Genomic DNA, 17,320 nt, shown 5'->3' with positions numbered 1-17,320 from the left:
AACGTCTGCTAATAATGTCCTTAAATATTGCCTTGGCACAGGTCTAGAAATTGGGAAATCAAAGTTTAATAATTTTGCTAATATCTTAAATTATATCCACTTTTTCGACAGGCGCATAGAATTTCATAAACTCTTTAGTTATTATGAACCATACGACTCGCTGCCCACTGAAAGACATTTCTAGAGTATTATCTGGCAGAGTTGCTACTGTGTGCCGACAAGTGTACAAGTCATGCTCAAAGAGAATCTTTGTTTAAACTTCTCTAATAGCTACAAAAATGCTCAGGGGGGGAGGCAAAGCTAGCCAAAATCTCCCTTTGCATAACCATCAACTAAAATAAAAAAACAAAAAGCCTATTATCAAGGTATTTATGAAACCTCAATAATAGACTTCTTAAAGCTTATTTATGCTGACTAGAGGATTCGAACCTCCGACCTCATCATTACTAGTGACGTGCTCTGCCAACTGAGCTAAGTCAGCATTGTCAAACTCGACAACGATATTTATTAAACCATATCAGTTAGCTTTACGCAAGTACTTTTCACCAGTAAATTTATTTTTTTGTTGCAAAAAAGCGCTTTTGTTGCCAGCTAAACTTAAAAATCGCTATTTCAATCTAATTTACAAATAATTTTACTCGCTTACTGCTGCTTGTTTTGGCTCTTCGATTTTCATGAAGAGCTGAACAACAAAAGTTACGATTGCAGCAATTGCTGCTAAAATTACTGTTGCACATAGTTCCTCAAAATTGATTTCTGCTGCATCATTGGAAATAATCTTGCGCTGTGTTACACAGTGCAAGGATTTTTCAACTTTATCTTGACTACCCACTATTCAAAAACTTTTTGGACAAAAAGTCTATCATCCATTCGCTTAATCCCTAAACATTAACATTAATTTTCCTGCATCAAATTTTGCTATTCGTAAAAGCTGTCCTTAAATATTTACGTTTACAATCACCTATTGTTCTATTTTTTCAATGATTTATTAACTAACGAAGTCGTCAAACATCCAAAGCCAATTAAATATTAGTTAATTAATTATTTACTGCGACCATAGTAAGTAATTTCTCAAGATTACTTAAAAAACAAATTCACTTTACTAATCTATTGAGGCTTAGGACTTCAATGATTTCATTGATCCTTTCCGTCTAATTTTCATAAACATTTAAAAAACTATATTCTAATACTATTTATTTTAGAGTATAATATAACGTGATTTATTTAGAAATGGAGTGATATTGATATAATGGCAAATATAGCACCGATTAATGCCCAATTGCCTTGGTTATTAAGGTTGTTGGTAGCCTCTTTATGCGGGGCCTTAATCGGCTATGAGCGAGCAATACAGAGAAAAAGCGCTGGTGTCAGAACCCACATCGTTGTCGCATTTTCATCTGCGCTATTTATGATCGTTTCCAAGTACGGATTCTATGATGTGATAAAAACTTCCGGCATAGAATTTGATGCCTCACGTATAGCGGCGCAAATTGTATCTGGTATTTCATTTATTGGTGCCGGAACAATCTTGATCAAAAAAGATCAGGTTTCTGGATTGACTACAGCTGCAGGCATCTGGGCAACAGCCGCAATTGGTATGGCTATTGGTTCTGGATTATACTTCTTAGGCGTTTTGGCTACAGCCCTGTTATTTGTTATTCAGATGCTATTTCATGATGACAATATTATTGATAAAATCATCATGCATATCCGGTTTAATGTTCAAATTGAGGCAGTTAATCGCCCCCATATTTTGGAAACAATTCAACATGAATTAGCCGCAAATCACGTTGAAAATGCCTCTGTCAAAATTTTATTTGTTAGTGATGAAAAGATTATTTTCTTTGCCGATGGTATTATTAATAATAATATTGATGAAAATGATATTATTATGGCCTTGCGGAAATATCCTGACATTAAACGAATCAGTTACGATAGTCTCGGTAAATAACTGATTGTTTTACAATAAGCAATAGAAATTAACTATTGCTTATTTTTTGTTCGCAAAAATCAAATTAGCTACAATGGCTGCTGAAAAGTGGTAATTTTAATAAAAAGGAGTAATTTTTATGGCTGGTCCACTTGATTATTTACGTTGGCGCGGTGATCTTACTTTCGCAGAAAAGCCTTTTAACAGTATCGATGCCGCTTTATTATCTTCATTAGTTTATCTTCCCGCAGACGATTCTAGCGTTGGACACACATTAGCTGAATTAGCAGAAAAATTGCGTAATTTGGCATCTTTTCAGCACCAAATGCATTCTGAAACTGCTGCAGAAATTATCTTACTTGCCGAGAGTCCTAGAATCGGCAATATAAAAATTCTTGACTGGACTGACAGGCTAGAAGACGACCCGTATCCACTACAATTCAGTGCTGCAACATTTTCAATTACAAAAGATACCATTGCTATCGCCTTTCGTGGTACTGATGGTACCATGATTGGTTGGAAAGAAGATATGCGCATGAACTATTTGCCGGAAATTTACGGTCAAAGCGTAGCGGCAAAATATTTGGAAGAAATCGCAACCAAGTTTCCTGAAAAGCAAATTTATCTCTTGGGTCATTCAAAAGGTGGGAATTTTGCCCAATATGCCCTAAGTGCTGCTAAGCCCGAAACACAAGAAAGAGTGATTAAAGCGCTTAGTTTTGATGGTCCGGGATTTTTCCATAAGGTTTATACTAGTCCCGGTTTTGTCCAGGCAATGCCTAAAATGAAAACCTACATTCCACAGAGTTCAATTTTTGGTGCAATGCTTGACCATCCTGAGCAAACAATTGTTGTCAAAAGTACGGCGGCAATGCGCAACCAGCATGACCCGCGACGCTGGTCAGTTGGTCGTGACAGTTTTACCCTGGCAAAAGGATTGTCTTCTGGCAGTCGTGTACTCCGTCATGCTCTAATTAACTTTAATCATTCCATTCCCAAAGAAGAACGCGGTGAAGCATTTTCTGATTTATTCGAAGCCTTTGAAAATGCCGATATTGAGGAAGCACATCAGCTGACAAATAATAAACTGGTTGGAACTTACCGTTTCAGTCGGGTCTTTTTATCACTTGAGCCCCAAGAGCGTAAGTTAATTGCCCAAATTTTAGGTAAGATTTGGGATTCCTATAAAAATAATATGACATTGCCGTTAATGGCTAATAATTATGAGCTCTATCCTAAGAGTAATGATTCAAATAAGGCTCCTGTCTTTTACGAATTTTATGATCCGGAGCATCCTAATTTGGAGTTGCCCCCAGAAGTTAAAAACAAATTACGTTAGCAATTAGTTTCACGTGTAACACAAAAAAGAGTTGAGGAAATATTCCTCAACTCTTTTTTTACCAAGTATTATTTTTTCATATTGTCCTTGGCGTCATCGACTTTATCTTTGACATTGTCAGCAGCATCTTGGGCTTTGTCTTTCATATCACCTGCAGCTTGCTGTACCTTACCCTTTAATTCTTTAGCTTTTCCTGCTACTTTATCTTTAAATCCTTTATCAGCCATAATTCTAGGTCCTTTCCTAAAAAATAAGCAAAATAATCTATTTACACCTTAATAGTACAATCTTAAATTAACTAAGTCATTAAATATGCTTTATTTTTGGATTAGTATTCAGAATAACAGCTGTAATAATAGGATTTTATATTTTAAGCACAAATTATATAGTATTGTTTACTGATCAGGTTGATCGTGACTATAATCGAGATTAGAAAAGCGGTTATACGGCTTAGAGAACATTAATTTAACCGTCCCCCGGCTACCGGACCGGTTCTTTTCAATAATGACTTCTACTTCACCATTGTCATCCTCTGCACCAACTTCTTGTTGGTCATCACCATCTTCCTCATTTTCTTCGCGGTAATAATCATCCCGGTACAAAAAAGAGACAATATCGGCATCCTGTTCAATAGAACCAGATTCACGTATATCAGACAAAACAGGCCGCTTGTCCTGGCGCTGCTCGACTGAACGCGATAACTGAGACAGAGCAATAACCGGCACATGTAGTTCTTTAGCCAATTTTTTCAATTGCCGCGAAATTGCCGAGACTTCTTGTTGGCGTGATTCGCTGCGTGGCCCTTCAATCAGCTGCAGATAATCGATCACAATTAAGCCTAAGTTGCCTTTTTCCTTGGCAAGTCGGCGAGCCTGTGCTCTAATCTCACTCATTTTAATTCCTGGCGTATCATCAATATAGATGCTGGCATTAGCTAAAGAGCCAGACGCTACGATTAATTTGCGCCACTCCTCTTCGTCCAATTGGCCAGTCCTTAGATGCTGCGAATTAATTAGGCCTTCAGAGGCTAGCATTCTTTGTACCAGCTGCTCGCCACTCATTTCCAAAGAAAACATGGCAACCGTTTTGTCAGTATGCAACCCAACATACTGAGCAACATTCAGTGCAAAAGAAGTTTTACCAACACCTGGACGAGCAGCAATAATAATTAATTCATCATCGTGGAAACCCGTAGTCATTTTATCTAGTTCGACAAAGCCTGTGGGCAGACCAGTAACCATGTTGCCGTCTTCAGGAATACTATTGATTTCTTCAATTGCGGCATTAACAATATCCTTGATTCCCCGAAAGCCATTTGCATTGTTTTCCGAAGAAACATTCATGATCTCACTTTCGGCATCATCTAGAATTGCAGTAACATCGTCTGAATCCTGCATTGCGTTCGAAATGATTTTTTGACTGGCAGAAATAAGCCGCCGCAATAATGCCTTACGGTGAACAATCTTGGCATAATAAACGATATGAGCAGCCGTAGGGGTGGCAATGGCAAGTTCCGAAACATAAGCAATTCCGCCAATATCATCCAGCTGATTCTTTTTGGTTAATTCATCTTGTAAAGTTAGCGGATCAATTGCATCTTCGCGATCCGATAAATCAAGCATTGCTTGAAAGATTAATTGATTAGCTTTTTTATAAAAGTCACCCGGCTCAACCTCCGCGCTGGCGTCGGCAATTGCCTCTGGATCAATAAAAATTGCACCTAAAACGGCTTTTTCCGCTTCATCATCGTGCGGTATTTGTTGCGAAACGATATTATCCATTAATCATGACCACTTTTTATTAAATTAAAGTTATTCCTGTTCAGTAACGTGGACACGAATTTTGCCCTCTATGCCCTTAAATAACTTAACAGGTACATTTGTATAGCCTAAGGTTTTAATTGGCTCAGGCAGGTTTAATTTGCGCTTGTCGAGCTTAATTCCGAACTGATCCTCTAAGCCCTCAACAATTTTCTTGCCGGAAATTGAACCAAAAAGACGTGAATCTGAACCAGCCTTTGACTTAAAGTTGACTACAGTTTCATCTTGGTCAAGCTGAGCCTTAATTTTTTCAGCTTCTGCCTTTTCACTTTCGTAAGCAGCCTTTTCATTGGCTTCTACGCGCTCTAAAGTGTGCATGTTGGCCTTATTAGCCTCTTTAGCTAAACCGCGTTTTAATAAAAAGTTTTGGGCGTAGCCATCTGGAACGTTCTTAACTTCACCACGTTTGCCGCGGCCTTTAACATCTTTAGTAAAAATAACTTTCATTTTGCTTACCTCTATTCATTTTCTTTTTCATAAGTATCAACTGCATTAAGCAGTTTGGCAAGTGCCTCTTGAACTGTAACACCCTTAATTTGCGTTGCAGCATTAGATAAATGGCCGCCACCGCCTAATTTTTCCATAATTACCTGGACATTGATTTCGCCCATCGAACGAGCAGAAATGCTAATGGTGTCTTTACTGCGCCGAGTAATTGCAAAACTAGCTTCAACATTTTCCAAATCAAGTGCCGTATCCGCGGCTTGAGCAGTAATTATTGGATCAATAATCTGGTCATCATCACCGCACAAAACAGCCATTTTTGGTCTGATCATTTTTAGGCTGCTGACTAGGCGTGTGCGCTCAAGGAAACTATCGATATCCTCCTTAAGCAGCTCGCTTACGCCAACAGAGCTAGCACCAATTGAGCGCAGATAGCTCGCCGCATCAAATGTCCGCGTTCCCGTTCTTAGCGAGAATTCACGTGAATCAACCGTAATACCAGCTAGCATAGCTGTCGCTTCCAAATCGGTCAAGACCCGCTGACCTGAACTTGGTTGTTGGTATTCTACCATTTCAGTGACAAGTTCACATGCGGACGAGGCATAGGGCTCAACGTATGTCAGCATAGGATTTTCAGGGAATTCTTCACCGCGGCGGTGGTGATCAATTACAATAATGCGATTCTTCAACCGGTCGTATAAATCTTTTGAATAAGTAATCGAATATTTTGAATGATCAACCATAACTAGCATTGACTTATCAGTTAAACTTTCCAAAGCATCGTCTGGCGAGATAAACATATCGGTGTCTTCTTTAACTTTTTGCATCTTGGCAACTAACCGGCCAACATCATAGTTTGTCTTATTGACGTCTAGCACAAAGTTCGCCTTAACATTATGCAATCTGGCAATCTTAACAACACCAATTCCACTGCCCACTGAATCCATATCAGGATTAGCATGACCAACAACAAAAACCCGGTCAGCTTCTTTAAACAATTCACTAATTGCTTGGGAAACCATTCGTGCACGCACACGTGTCCGTTTTTCCATTGGATTAGATTTACCGCCATAAAAACGCGCGGCCTTTCCAGGTTGACTTAAAACAACCTGGTCACCGCCTCGTCCTAAAGCCAAGTCAAGGTTAGACTGGGCTTGGTCAGCCAATTCGGTAATTAAACTACTGCCAAAAGCAATTCCAATCGATAAGGTCAATGGCGTATTATTACGGCTGGTTTCTAGCCGCATTTTATCCAAAACGGAGAACTTATCTTTTTCCATTTTAGCTAAATCCTGCATATGTAATAGTAGCAAGAAATGATCCTCATCAATCCGCTTAAGGTAGGCATTGTAATTTTTGGCGTAATCACTCAGAGTATTTTGCACATAAGAACTCGTAGTCGTAAGTTCCTGATCATGCATCGTTTCGCTTAGTTCATCGTAATTATCAATAAATACTTGGCCAATTGCTAACAACTCATTATTATATTTCTGTTCAATTTTCGCATAACGCGTAATATCAAGTAAATAGATCACACCCAAATTATTCTGGATGACCATTTCAAATTGGTGACCATCCCAATTCACAACGTGATTTTCAGCAGTCTTAGCCTTTAACAAATCATCAATTAACTTATCTAAATCTGAATCAACTGATTTAATCGTGTGTCCAATCAGGTCTTCATCTTTTAAATAAAGCTGTAAATATGGATTTACCCACTGAATTTGTCTGTCCTTGTCATACAGCAAGATGCCAAGAGGCATTTTAATCATCGCTTCTTGTTCGCTGCGCTTAATCCGATAAGACAAACTAACAGCAAAGTTATTCGCGTTACCAGCAAGTATATAAGCACCATAAACGGTACAAGCAACGGTCAAAATAAAAATTAGTACCATTGCCAAACCGAATAATGGATTCATGATCATCGCAACAATACTGCCTAAAAGTGACAGTGCCAAGATGATAATGACAGAAGCTGTCAAACGTGAATCCTTGATAAAAGCAGGAAATTCAAGCTTACGTAAAAAATCTTTCATGTAAGATCCTTCCTAAATTAATGTATAGTACATCATTATTATTATACCTTGTAATCACTTGATAAGAAACTCCTGAATATTAAGCTTTTATTGCTGCTAACAAGTAGCAGGTACCGGGTTATCTTTAAATTAAGCTAAAGTCGACTATTATCGCAGGCTGGAGCAGGCTGCTTGCTTTCCTTGCATCATTCTAATAAAAATTGGTGCTTAAAAATTAAAGTCGGCAAAATAGTGGATAAAAAGACACCTAGCTGGTGGTACTAGGCGCTATTTTTATATTATTAATTCTTGACTTTGGAGTATACTCCAATGTGATACTGAATTCATGGAGGCTTTGGATAATGAAAATTGCTGCATTCGCTAAACTAGTAAATATTAGTACTGATACCCTGCGTTACTATGAAAAAATTGGGCTATTGCATCCCCAACGTAACAAAAACGGCTACAGAGACTACACTGATGCCGATGCTGCATTAATGAAGTTTATTACCAATCTGCGTCACGCACAGCTCAAGTTACCAGAAGTTAAACAAGCTGTTGCCTTATATCAAAGCCCTAAAAGCAATTACTGCGACAAAGAGACCTTAAAACTAGTAACGAAAAAAGCACAGGATTGTCAGCAACAAGCCATTTTTTATACCAAAATGACAAAAATTCTAGCTGAACTTAAAAACAAAATTGAAGAAGAAGCCTCCATTGACGAAATCGAAAATAGCTTAAAACAGTTAGGCGAATTATAAACTGGAAGGAAAAATATGATTGCTTATCTTTATAAATTGGACTATCTTGCCGCACTAATTTTTCTATTAGTAGCATACTGGAAAAACGATAGTTCATTACTATTTTTTATTGCCTGGTACCTAGTTTTTGATCTTGGGGCAGCTGGCTATGCAATATCGCCTCAGGTGGGAAATGTTCTTTATAATCTCGGCCATTTACTTGTATTTCCGTTAATCTTTTTGACCATTTTGGCTTTGTTCCCCCATTTAAGAACAACCCAGTTAATCAACTTTAACCTAATATGGCTGGCACATATCTGCTTAGACCGGACATTTGGCTGGGGCTTAATGCCGCGATAAAGAATAATTTTAGTTTTGGGCGGAATTAACTGCCGCTTTACAAAAAAATATTTAATAAACCACAAAAAAGGCGGAAAATTAACTTTTCCGCCTTTTATTTTATTTGACTTAATTAGTCTTCAGTAACGAATGGCAACAAGCCCATAATGCGAGCTCTTTCGATTGCCTTAGCTACTTTACGTTGATTCTTAGCGCTAGTGCCAGTGACACGACGTGGTAAGATTTTACCTCTTTCGGAGATAAAACGTTTCAACAGATCAACGTCCTTGTAGTCAACGTAATCAATGTGGTTGGCTGCGATAAAGTCAACCTTACGACGACGATGGCCGCCTCTTCTTTGTTGAGCCATATCCTAGGTCCTTTCTTTAAAATTAGAATGGAAGATCATCATCAGAAATATCAATCGTGTCACCCGAACCAGCAAATGGATCTTGGGTATTATCAGATTGATTACTGCTATTTAGCGGATTATTCTGATTAGATGGTCCCATGTTTGGCGAATTATTGGTATTTTGATTACCAAAATTGCCGTTATCAGTTGGTGTAAAGCCACCATTTTGACCACGGGCTTCACGATCTTTACGTGATTCAAGCAATGCAAAGTTATCAACGACAACTTCGGTCACATATACTCTTTGCCCATCTTTATTATCGTAACTTCTGGTTTGAATTCGGCCGTCAATACCAACAAGTGATCCTTTAGACGTAAAGTTACAGAAATTTTCTGCTGCTTTTCGCCAAATTACACAGCTAATAAAATCCGCACCTCTCTCGCCTTGAGCGTTAGTATACTGACGATCAACGGCAAGAGTAAACGTAGCAACCGAGATTCCACTCCCAGTAGTACGTAATTCAGGATCACGTGTTAAACGGCCAACAAGTACAACTCGATTAATCATACTTTAGGTCCTTCCTTTCCTAAATCACGAAAACGATAAGTTACTATTTTTTATTCGCCAACTTTGACAGTCATTGAACGCAAAACAGCAGTGTCAATCTTAGATAAACGGTCAAATTCGTTAACTGCGTCAGCGTTGTCTGCAGTGAAAGTCATAACGTGATAAGTTCCCTCACGGTATTTGTTAATTTCATATGCGAAATGACGCTTTTCCCAGTCTTTTGACTCAACCATCGTACCACCATTATCGGCAATAACCTTATCATAGTTTTCAACTAGCGCCTTTTTTGATTCTTCATCAATATCAGGCTTAATAATATAAGTTATTTCATACTTAGTAGTTGTCATTACTAGTGCACCTCCTTTTGGACTAAATGGTTCTTGCTAAAAATTCAAGAACAAGGAGTAATTTAGTTTTATTACTCGCAAGCACTAATTTTAGCACAGAAACAAAAAATTACCAAACTATCTTCACGTGATCCTACAAGGAATTTTTTCATCCCTCACAATTAAATACGCAAAAAAGTCTGATAATTTTTTTCTTAATTATTCTTCTGATTCAGCAGTTGTTTCTTCGTCATTTGCAACTTCTTGGTCTTCTTCAGCAGGTACAACAGCAAGACTTGCAACCTTACTACCATCACCAACTTTAATCAAGCGAACACCAATTGTGCTTCGACCAGTTTGAGAAACATCCGTAATCTTAAAGCGGATCATAATTCCGTCATCCGTAATGACCATAATATCCTGTGAACCATCTACTACAGTAACGCCAGACAATGGTCCATTCTTTTCTGTGACATTGGCAGTCTTAATTCCCTTACCGCCACGGCCTTTAACCGGATACTCACTAGCGCTGGTCCGTTTGCCGTAGCCTTTTTCAGAAATGACTAAAACTTCATCGCTATCCTTAACGACACCGGAACCGACTACATAGTCATGGTCACGAAGATTAATTCCCCGGACACCAGCAGCAGTTCGTCCCATAGAGCGGACAGTTGTTTCGTTAAAGCGAACAGCATAGCCCAAATGAGTACCAATCAAGATATCTTGTTTACCATCGGTTGGTAAGACATTACTTAATTCATCCCCATCGCGCAGCGTTAGAGCAATTAAACCACTATTTCTAATATTGGCAAATTCACTAACGTGGGTCCGTTTGACAGTTCCCATCTTGGTAATGAAGAAGAGGTACTTATCATCTGCATCTTCAGGAATATTAATGATTGTCTGGATTTTTTCGCCCTTCTCAAACTGAAGGAGATTGACAATCGGCAAACCCTTAGCTGTCCGACCAAATTCAGGAATTTCGTAAGCTTTCTTAGAGTATACTTTTCCCTTATTTGTAAAGAATAACAATAAATCATGCGTGCTTGAATACATTAAGTTTTCGATGAAGTCACCATCTTTAATGCCCATGCCTTTAATTCCTTTACCACCACGGTTTTGGGTCTTAAATTCATTAATCAGCATCCGCTTAATGTAGCCACTGTGAGTCAAAGTTAACAAGACATCTTGTTTTTCGATCAAATCTTCATCTTCAATCGAAACAACTTCTCCTTCGCCAATCTTGGTTCGGCGATCATCACCAAAGCGCTTTTGAATATCAAGCAGTTCGTCATAGATAATCTCGTTAATTCGCTCTGGTCGTGCAAGAATATCTTGGTAGTCCGCAATTTTAGCTTTTAATTCTTTATATTCAGCTTCAACTTTATCGCGTTCCAGTCCAGTCAGGCGAACTAACCGCATATCCAGGATCGCTTGCGACTGCTTGTCATCTAATCCAAACCGACTGATTAACGCAGCTTTGGCAATATCACTTGATTCACTTTGACGAATAATATGAACAATTTCATCAATGTGATCTAGTGCAATCTTCAAACCTTCAAGAATATGAGCTCTAGCTTCAGCTTTAGCAAGATCGAACTTGGTTCTTCTAGTAACAACATCTTCTTGGTGTTGCAAGTAGTATTGCAGCATTTCCTTTAAGCTTAGGAAATGTGGGGCGCCATCAACAATTGCCACCATATTCATGCCGAAGTTAGCCTGCATCTGTGTCTGCTTGAACAAATTATTCAAAATAACACTTGCGCTGGCATCACGCCGAACATCTATGGTAATTCGCATCCCAGATTGGTCGGATTCATCACGAACACCGGTAATTCCGTCAATTGTCTTAGAACGAGCTAAATCAGCAATCTTCTTTACTAATTCAGCCTTATTGACCAAGTACGGAATCTCAGTAACTACAATTCGCTCACGACCACTTTTTTCGGTTTCGATATTAGTGTTAGCCCGAACAACAATGTTGCCCCGACCAGTTTCATAAGCGTGGTAAATACCGCCTCGGCCCATAATTGTTCCGCCAGTTGGAAAATCTGGTCCCGGAATTGCCTTCATCAACTCTTTAGTAGTTATTTCTGGATTGTCCATCAACATATGCAATCCTTGAATCACTTCAGAAAGGTTATGTGGTGGAATATTCGTGGTCATACCAACGGCAATTCCACTTGTCCCGTTGACAAGCAGGTTAGGAATCCTAGCTGGTAAAACAACTGGTTCATTTTCAGAGTCATCGTAGTTACGTTGCCAATCAATAGTATTTTTATTGATATCACGCAGCATTTCAACCGCGATTTTACTCATTCGTGCCTCGGTATAACGCATTGCGGCTGGTTCATCACCATCGACCGAACCAAAGTTACCGTGACCGTCCACCAGCATATACCGGTAGCTAAAATCTTGTGCCATGTGCGCCATCGCCAAATAAATTGAGGAATCACCGTGGGGGTGAAACTTACCCATAACTTCCCCAACTATTCTGGCCGATTTCTTATATGGTTTATCAGGTGTAACGCCTAATTCGCTCATTCCGTAAAGAATACGACGCTGGACTGGTTTCAAACCATCGCGAACATCAGGCAAAGCCCGTGCTACGATAACTGACATCGCATAATCCAAAAATGAACTATTCATCACGTTGGTCAAGTCAACGTTTCTTATTCTGTGATCTTGACTTTGGTTGTCGTTATCCATTTAAACCTCCTAAGCATCCAAGTTTTCAACGTACTTAGCGTTGCTTTCAATGAAACTACGTCTCGGTGCGACTTCGTTACCCATGAGTAATTCAAACACCTCATTGACATTTTTGGCATATTCCGGACTAACCCGATCTAGCCGCCTATTTTCAGGATTCATGGTTGTTTCCCATAATTGTTCTGGGTCCATTTCACCCAATCCCTTATACCGCTGAACCGTTGGCTTTGGACTTGGCTGCAAGCTGCCTAGGTAGTCATGCAATTCCTCATCAGTATCTAAATATCTGATTACCTTGCCTTGACGAACTTGGTATAGAGGCGGACGAGCGATATAGACATATCCTTTGTCGATCATTGGACGCATATAGTTGTAAAAGAGTGTTAACAGCAGCGTTCTAATATGGGCCCCGTCGACATCGGCATCAGTCATAATAATCAGCTTATGGTAACGGGCCTTAGAAACATCGAAATCAGCTCCAAAACCAGTTCCTAATGCCGTAAATAATGACCGAATTTCTTCATTGGCCAAAATACGATCCATCGAAGCTTTTTCAACATTCAGAATTTTACCACGAATCGGTAAAATTGCTTGTGTTAATCTTGAACGACCTTGCTTAGCAGAACCGCCGGCTGAATTACCCTCGACAATGAATAATTCTGAAATACTTGGATCATTACTTGTATTATCTGCCAATTTCCCTGGCAAATTAGCAATTTCTAAGCCTGATTTCTTTCGGGTAACTTCACGAGCACGCTTAGCAGCAGTTCTAGCACGTTCAGCTAACTGTGCTTTTTCAACAATCTTTCGGCCAACTTGCGGATTTTCCATTAAGAAAGCATTGAAAGTTTCAGAAAATGCCCGGTCAACTGCCGTTCTAGCATCGGAATTACCTAATTTGGTCTTAGTCTGACCTTCGAATTGTGGGTTTGGGTGCTTAACAGAAACGATTGCTGTCATACCCTCACGAATATCTTCACCAGACAAATTATCATCATTATCTTTCAGTAATTTAGTCTTATGAGCATAATCGTTAACTACACGCGTTAAGGCTGTCTTGAACCCTGCTTCATGCATTCCGCCTTCATAGGTATGAATGTTATTAGCAAAAGTCATCAAGGTTGTTTTATAACCCTTAGTATATTGCAAAGAAACTTCGACATTAATGTCGCTGAAAGTCCCCTCTACATAAATTGGTTTATCAAATAAAACTTCATTATCACGATTTAGGAACGAAACGTATTCTTGAATACCACCCTCATAGTGATAAACATCCGTCTCGGCGCTATCTTTTCGCTTATCCGTAAACGTCAGCTTTAAGCCTTTATTCAAAAAGGCTAATTCACGTATTCTATTTTTTAAGATTTTATCATCAAATGAAGTAGTTTCAGTGAAGATATCAGGATCTGGGAAGAAGTGAACAATTGTACCATGATCAGTCAACGGCACAGTACCAGTCATTTTCATTTCATGATCAACACGACCGTGATCAAAGTCAATAAAGTACTTTTTGCCATCACGCATTGTTGTAACATCCAGCTTGGTTGATAATGCATTAACTACTGAAGCACCAACACCGTGCAATCCACCAGATACTTTATAGCCGCCACCGCCAAACTTACCACCGGCGTGAAGAACAGTAAAGACAGTTTCAAGCGCTGGACGACCAGTCTTTTTCTCAATGTCAACTGGAATTCCCCGTCCATCATCTTGAACAGTTACGCTACCATCTTCATTGATGGTAACTTCGATCTTAGTTGCAAAGCCTGCCAAGCTCTCATCAATACCATTATCAATTATTTCCCAAACTAGGTGGTGCAAGCCTTGAGAACTTGTGGAGCCAATATACATACCCGGCCGTTTACGAACAGCTTCAAGCCCGCCTAAAACTTGAATTTGGCTGGCATTATATTTATCAGCTTCTTTTTCATATTGCTTGATTTGGTCGAGGTTGTCTTTCTTCTGATCAGCCATTCAATTTCCCCTCTTCTAAATAAATCTTCCCTGATTTAATCCGGTATACCTTAGGCTTTTTAATTATTTCCCAGGAAATACCTTCGAGATCTGTTGTTGTAATAAAAGTTTGTGTCTTACCATGAATGTAGTTGAGCAGAGCACTTTGACGGTCATGATCAAGCTCACTCATTACATCATCGAGTAAAAGTAATGGATATTCGGCAGTTAAATGATGTACTAATTGGATTTCCGCAAGTTTAACACTAAGCGCAATTGTTCGCTGTTGGCCTTGCGAGCCATATAAATGTGCATCCTTGCCATCTAATTCAAATTCAATATCATCACGATGAGGTCCACTAAGAGTTGTTTTTTTCAGTAATTCGACCTTTTGATTTTTTTGGTAATTAGCAAGTAGTTTGCGATATACCTCTTCGACACTATCAGATTCAGTTACTTCCTTGACTGATGGTCGATAATGAAGTGTCAATTTTTCATTGCTGGAACTTATGTGTTCATATGCGTTTTGAGCATAACGATCTAAGTACTTTAAAAATTTAAAACGCCGAACAATCACTTCAGCCGCAACCCCAGCCAATTGATCGGACAAAACATCTAGAAACATCATGTCCCGTGCTTGTCCTTTTGCCAGTAATTTCAGATAGTTATTTTTTTGTTGCAATACCTGTCTGTATTTACCGGTAAAATAAAGATATTCTGAATTAATCTGGCCAAATTCTTGATCCATAAAGCGCCGCCTTTGTGTCGGTGCTCCTTTAATCAAATCTAAATCTTCTGGAGAAAACAAAATTGCATTTAACTGTCCAACATACTTTGACAGTTTGGCTTGTTCGATCCGATTAACCCAGACTTTTTTACCCTTTTTGGTAATTAATACCCTTAAGGATAAATCAATTTGGCTTTTATATACATGACCAGAAATATTTGCATAATCCTGGTCAAAAGCAATTAATTCTTTATCACTACTTGTCCGATGTGATCTCGTTAATGCCAAAAAGTAAATCGCCTCAAGCAGATTAGTCTTGCCCTGCGCATTTTGCCCGATAAAAATATTGACATTGGGATCAAAAACTACGTCTAATTGCTGTAAATTACGATAATTTTGTGCAATAAAGTGCTTGAGATACATTCAGGTTACCGAAATTCATATCTTTCTTGGGCAACTTCAATCTGATCGCCAGGTCTAATCTTTTTCCCACGGCGATTTTCCTTAATCCCATTCAAGATAACGGGATTTTCTTGCAGATACCACTTAGCTTGACCACCAGAAGAAATGATACTTTCTTCTTTTAAAAATTGACTGAGAGTGACATACTCACCCTTTACCTTAAACTCTTTGATAATATCCACCTTCATCACTTTAATTACCTATAGTTAAGTATATGCGTTTCACAGGTAAAATACAACTTTAAGCGCAATATAAAGCCCTATAAACGATTTTTTTATAAATAAACGTATCACAGTGAATGACAGTAAAAATAGAATAAGACGCCTTTTTTGTCTATTTTGAGAAAATTGCCAAAGAAAAAGCCATCATTTCGATGGCCTTTTTCATTATTACCTAAAAGTTTGTTTAAAAAGTTCTAACTGGTGTGATTAATTGCACAAAGTCGATATCATCTTTATCTGGATTTACAGTGAAAGGCCGCAGTGGCTGGGTAAATTCCATTACAACCGAATCAGTTACCGAAGCACGCAAAGCATCACGCAAATAATCAGGGTTAAAGGAAATCTTCAAGTTCTTGCCTTCCAATTTCTTAAAGGCAACATCTTCTTCTACGTTACCAATTTCTGCCGATTCACCCGATAATTTAGCTGTTTGGTTTTCAGTATCTAGGGTTAAATCAACAACATTGTTGCGGCCAGCGTGAGTTAACAGACTTGCACGGTCAAGCGCGCTAGAAAGCTCAGCTAAATCAAATTCAATACTTGTTGTGCTTTCGCTTGGAATCAAGCGTTCAGTATCCGGATAGCTGCCCTCAAGCAAACGTGAATAGAACAGAATATTACCAATTTCAAAGAGTACTTGATTTTCACCCGGACAAACTTTAATTTCCGGATCAGTTTCCCCGATAATACGTGCTAATTCAAGCAGGCTTTTACCAGGAATAATTAAGTCAGTTTTAGCTTGTGGTCCATTTTCTAACGTTAATGCGCGACTCGAAAGCCGATGTGAGTCAGTCGCTACAGCGTGAATCCGCTCAGGACCAAAGTCAAAGTGAACACCTGTTAAAACCAGACGGCTTTCCTGGGTTGCAACTGCAAATTGGGTTTCATTAATGATTTCACGGAAAGTTTTTCCTGAGATGATAAAAGAGGACTCGTCAGGAATTTCCGGTAATCTTGGATAGTTATTGGCATCAAGACCATTGATTGTGAATTCACTATTTTCAGAGATGATTTGTGTTTGGAAACTTTCTTTTACTTCAAGTGAAAATTCCTTACCCGGCAAACGTCTAATAATTTCACTGAAAAACCGGGCTGGTAACACAATTGCACCAGTTGATTCAACAGTTAAATCTTCACTTACCGGAATTCTAATTTCGATTGAAATGTCAGAATCACTACCAGTTAAAAGAAGTTCATCTTCAGTTAAGTTGAGTTTGATTCCGCTTAATATCGGTATCGTAGCGCGAGAAGAAATAGCATGCATTACATTGTTTAGATTATCAACGAACAGATTTCTGTTTACGGTAAATTTCATTTGTTACCTCCTAGATTGGCATTTGTTTTATTTATTAATTATATATTTAATTAAGTAGTA

General features: G+C 38.7%; 17 protein-coding genes and 1 tRNA gene. 4 read left to right on the top strand and 14 right to left on the bottom strand.

Annotated elements, in window-relative coordinates:
- Positions 1 to 408 precede the first annotated feature (408 nt).
- Positions 409 to 481, bottom strand: a tRNA-Thr gene (locus J3U54_RS02950).
- Positions 482 to 634: 153 nt separating this feature from the next.
- Complete coding sequence (locus J3U54_RS02945; protein ID WP_103752653.1) at positions 635 to 832, bottom strand: hypothetical protein; 198 nt, start codon at positions 830 to 832, stop codon at positions 635 to 637.
- Positions 833 to 1,249: 417 nt separating this feature from the next.
- On the opposite strand from J3U54_RS02945, the gene J3U54_RS02940 reads away from it, so the two are divergent.
- Together J3U54_RS02940 and J3U54_RS02935 are read left to right on the top strand one after the other, a co-directional pair.
- The gene (locus J3U54_RS02940) at positions 1,250 to 1,951 is read left to right on the top strand and encodes an MgtC/SapB family protein (RefSeq protein ID WP_103752652.1); all 702 of its coding nucleotides are present in this window, start codon (positions 1,250 to 1,252) and stop codon (positions 1,949 to 1,951) included.
- A 118-nt stretch (positions 1,952 to 2,069) separates the two neighbouring features.
- Positions 2,070 to 3,269 carry a DUF2974 domain-containing protein gene (locus J3U54_RS02935; protein ID WP_267384995.1) on the top strand — a complete coding sequence of 400 codons (1,200 nt, stop codon included), beginning with the start codon at positions 2,070 to 2,072 and terminating at the stop codon, positions 3,267 to 3,269.
- Between the two features lie 68 nt (positions 3,270 to 3,337).
- Here the strand turns inward: J3U54_RS02935 and J3U54_RS02930 are convergent, their stop codons facing one another.
- The 4 genes from J3U54_RS02930 to J3U54_RS02915 form a co-directional block, all read right to left on the bottom strand.
- Positions 3,338 to 3,496, bottom strand: coding sequence for a YtxH domain-containing protein (locus tag J3U54_RS02930; RefSeq protein ID WP_127326213.1), 159 nt, complete (start codon positions 3,494 to 3,496; stop codon positions 3,338 to 3,340).
- Between the two features lie 168 nt (positions 3,497 to 3,664).
- Entirely contained in the window at positions 3,665 to 5,050 is a 1,386-nt protein-coding gene (gene dnaB / locus J3U54_RS02925; protein ID WP_220220421.1) for a replicative DNA helicase, read from the bottom strand.
- A 30-nt stretch (positions 5,051 to 5,080) separates the two neighbouring features.
- Positions 5,081 to 5,536, bottom strand: a complete 456-nt coding sequence (rplI, locus tag J3U54_RS02920) for a 50S ribosomal protein L9 (RefSeq protein WP_103752649.1) — start codon at positions 5,534 to 5,536, stop codon at positions 5,081 to 5,083.
- Between the two features lie 11 nt (positions 5,537 to 5,547).
- The gene (locus tag J3U54_RS02915) at positions 5,548 to 7,569 is read right to left on the bottom strand and encodes a DHH family phosphoesterase (RefSeq protein WP_267384994.1); all 2,022 of its coding nucleotides are present in this window, start codon (positions 7,567 to 7,569) and stop codon (positions 5,548 to 5,550) included.
- Between the two features lie 341 nt (positions 7,570 to 7,910).
- Between J3U54_RS02915 and J3U54_RS02910 the strand changes: the two genes are divergently transcribed.
- Together J3U54_RS02910 and J3U54_RS02905 are read left to right on the top strand one after the other, a co-directional pair.
- Positions 7,911 to 8,309 (top strand): MerR family transcriptional regulator, encoded by a 399-nt coding sequence (locus tag J3U54_RS02910; protein WP_267384993.1) that lies wholly within the window; start codon positions 7,911 to 7,913, stop codon positions 8,307 to 8,309.
- Between the two features lie 15 nt (positions 8,310 to 8,324).
- A complete protein-coding gene (locus J3U54_RS02905; protein WP_267384992.1) occupies positions 8,325 to 8,648 on the top strand; it encodes a DUF4260 family protein in 324 nt (107 codons plus the stop codon).
- A 112-nt stretch (positions 8,649 to 8,760) separates the two neighbouring features.
- On the opposite strand, the gene rpsR is transcribed toward J3U54_RS02905, so the two are convergent.
- The 8 genes from rpsR to dnaN form a co-directional block, all read right to left on the bottom strand.
- Positions 8,761 to 8,997 carry a 30S ribosomal protein S18 gene (gene rpsR / locus J3U54_RS02900; protein WP_090093298.1) on the bottom strand — a complete coding sequence of 79 codons (237 nt, stop codon included), beginning with the start codon at positions 8,995 to 8,997 and terminating at the stop codon, positions 8,761 to 8,763.
- Between the two features lie 22 nt (positions 8,998 to 9,019).
- Complete coding sequence (gene ssb / locus J3U54_RS02895) at positions 9,020 to 9,547, bottom strand: single-stranded DNA-binding protein (RefSeq protein ID WP_103752645.1); 528 nt, start codon at positions 9,545 to 9,547, stop codon at positions 9,020 to 9,022.
- 50 nt (positions 9,548 to 9,597) lie between these two features.
- Positions 9,598 to 9,894, bottom strand: a complete 297-nt coding sequence (rpsF, locus tag J3U54_RS02890) for a 30S ribosomal protein S6 (RefSeq protein ID WP_220220418.1) — start codon at positions 9,892 to 9,894, stop codon at positions 9,598 to 9,600.
- 198 nt (positions 9,895 to 10,092) lie between these two features.
- Entirely contained in the window at positions 10,093 to 12,582 is a 2,490-nt protein-coding gene (gene gyrA, locus J3U54_RS02885) for a DNA gyrase subunit A (protein WP_267384990.1), read from the bottom strand.
- 9 nt (positions 12,583 to 12,591) lie between these two features.
- The gene (gyrB, locus tag J3U54_RS02880; protein WP_267384989.1) at positions 12,592 to 14,556 is read right to left on the bottom strand and encodes a DNA topoisomerase (ATP-hydrolyzing) subunit B; all 1,965 of its coding nucleotides are present in this window, start codon (positions 14,554 to 14,556) and stop codon (positions 12,592 to 12,594) included.
- Entirely contained in the window at positions 14,549 to 15,685 is a 1,137-nt protein-coding gene (gene recF, locus J3U54_RS02875; RefSeq protein WP_267384988.1) for a DNA replication/repair protein RecF, read from the bottom strand. Before recF ends, gyrB begins: the two co-directional genes overlap by 8 nt.
- 5 nt (positions 15,686 to 15,690) lie before the next feature.
- Positions 15,691 to 15,912: a S4 domain-containing protein YaaA gene (gene yaaA, locus J3U54_RS02870; protein ID WP_103752640.1), complete on the bottom strand. Its 222-nt coding sequence runs from the start codon at positions 15,910 to 15,912 to the stop codon at positions 15,691 to 15,693.
- Between the two features lie 217 nt (positions 15,913 to 16,129).
- Positions 16,130 to 17,260: a DNA polymerase III subunit beta gene (gene dnaN / locus J3U54_RS02865; RefSeq protein WP_267384987.1), complete on the bottom strand. Its 1,131-nt coding sequence runs from the start codon at positions 17,258 to 17,260 to the stop codon at positions 16,130 to 16,132.
- Positions 17,261 to 17,320 lie beyond the last annotated feature (60 nt).

Origin of the sequence: Lactobacillus sp. B4007 (assembly GCF_026535895.1) — a bacterium.
In the GTDB taxonomy this organism is placed as follows: Bacteria; Bacillota; Bacilli; order Lactobacillales; family Lactobacillaceae; genus Lactobacillus; species Lactobacillus panisapium.
The sequence above is the reverse complement of the archived record's forward strand: the minus strand, read 5'-3'. Positions and strand labels throughout refer to the sequence as shown.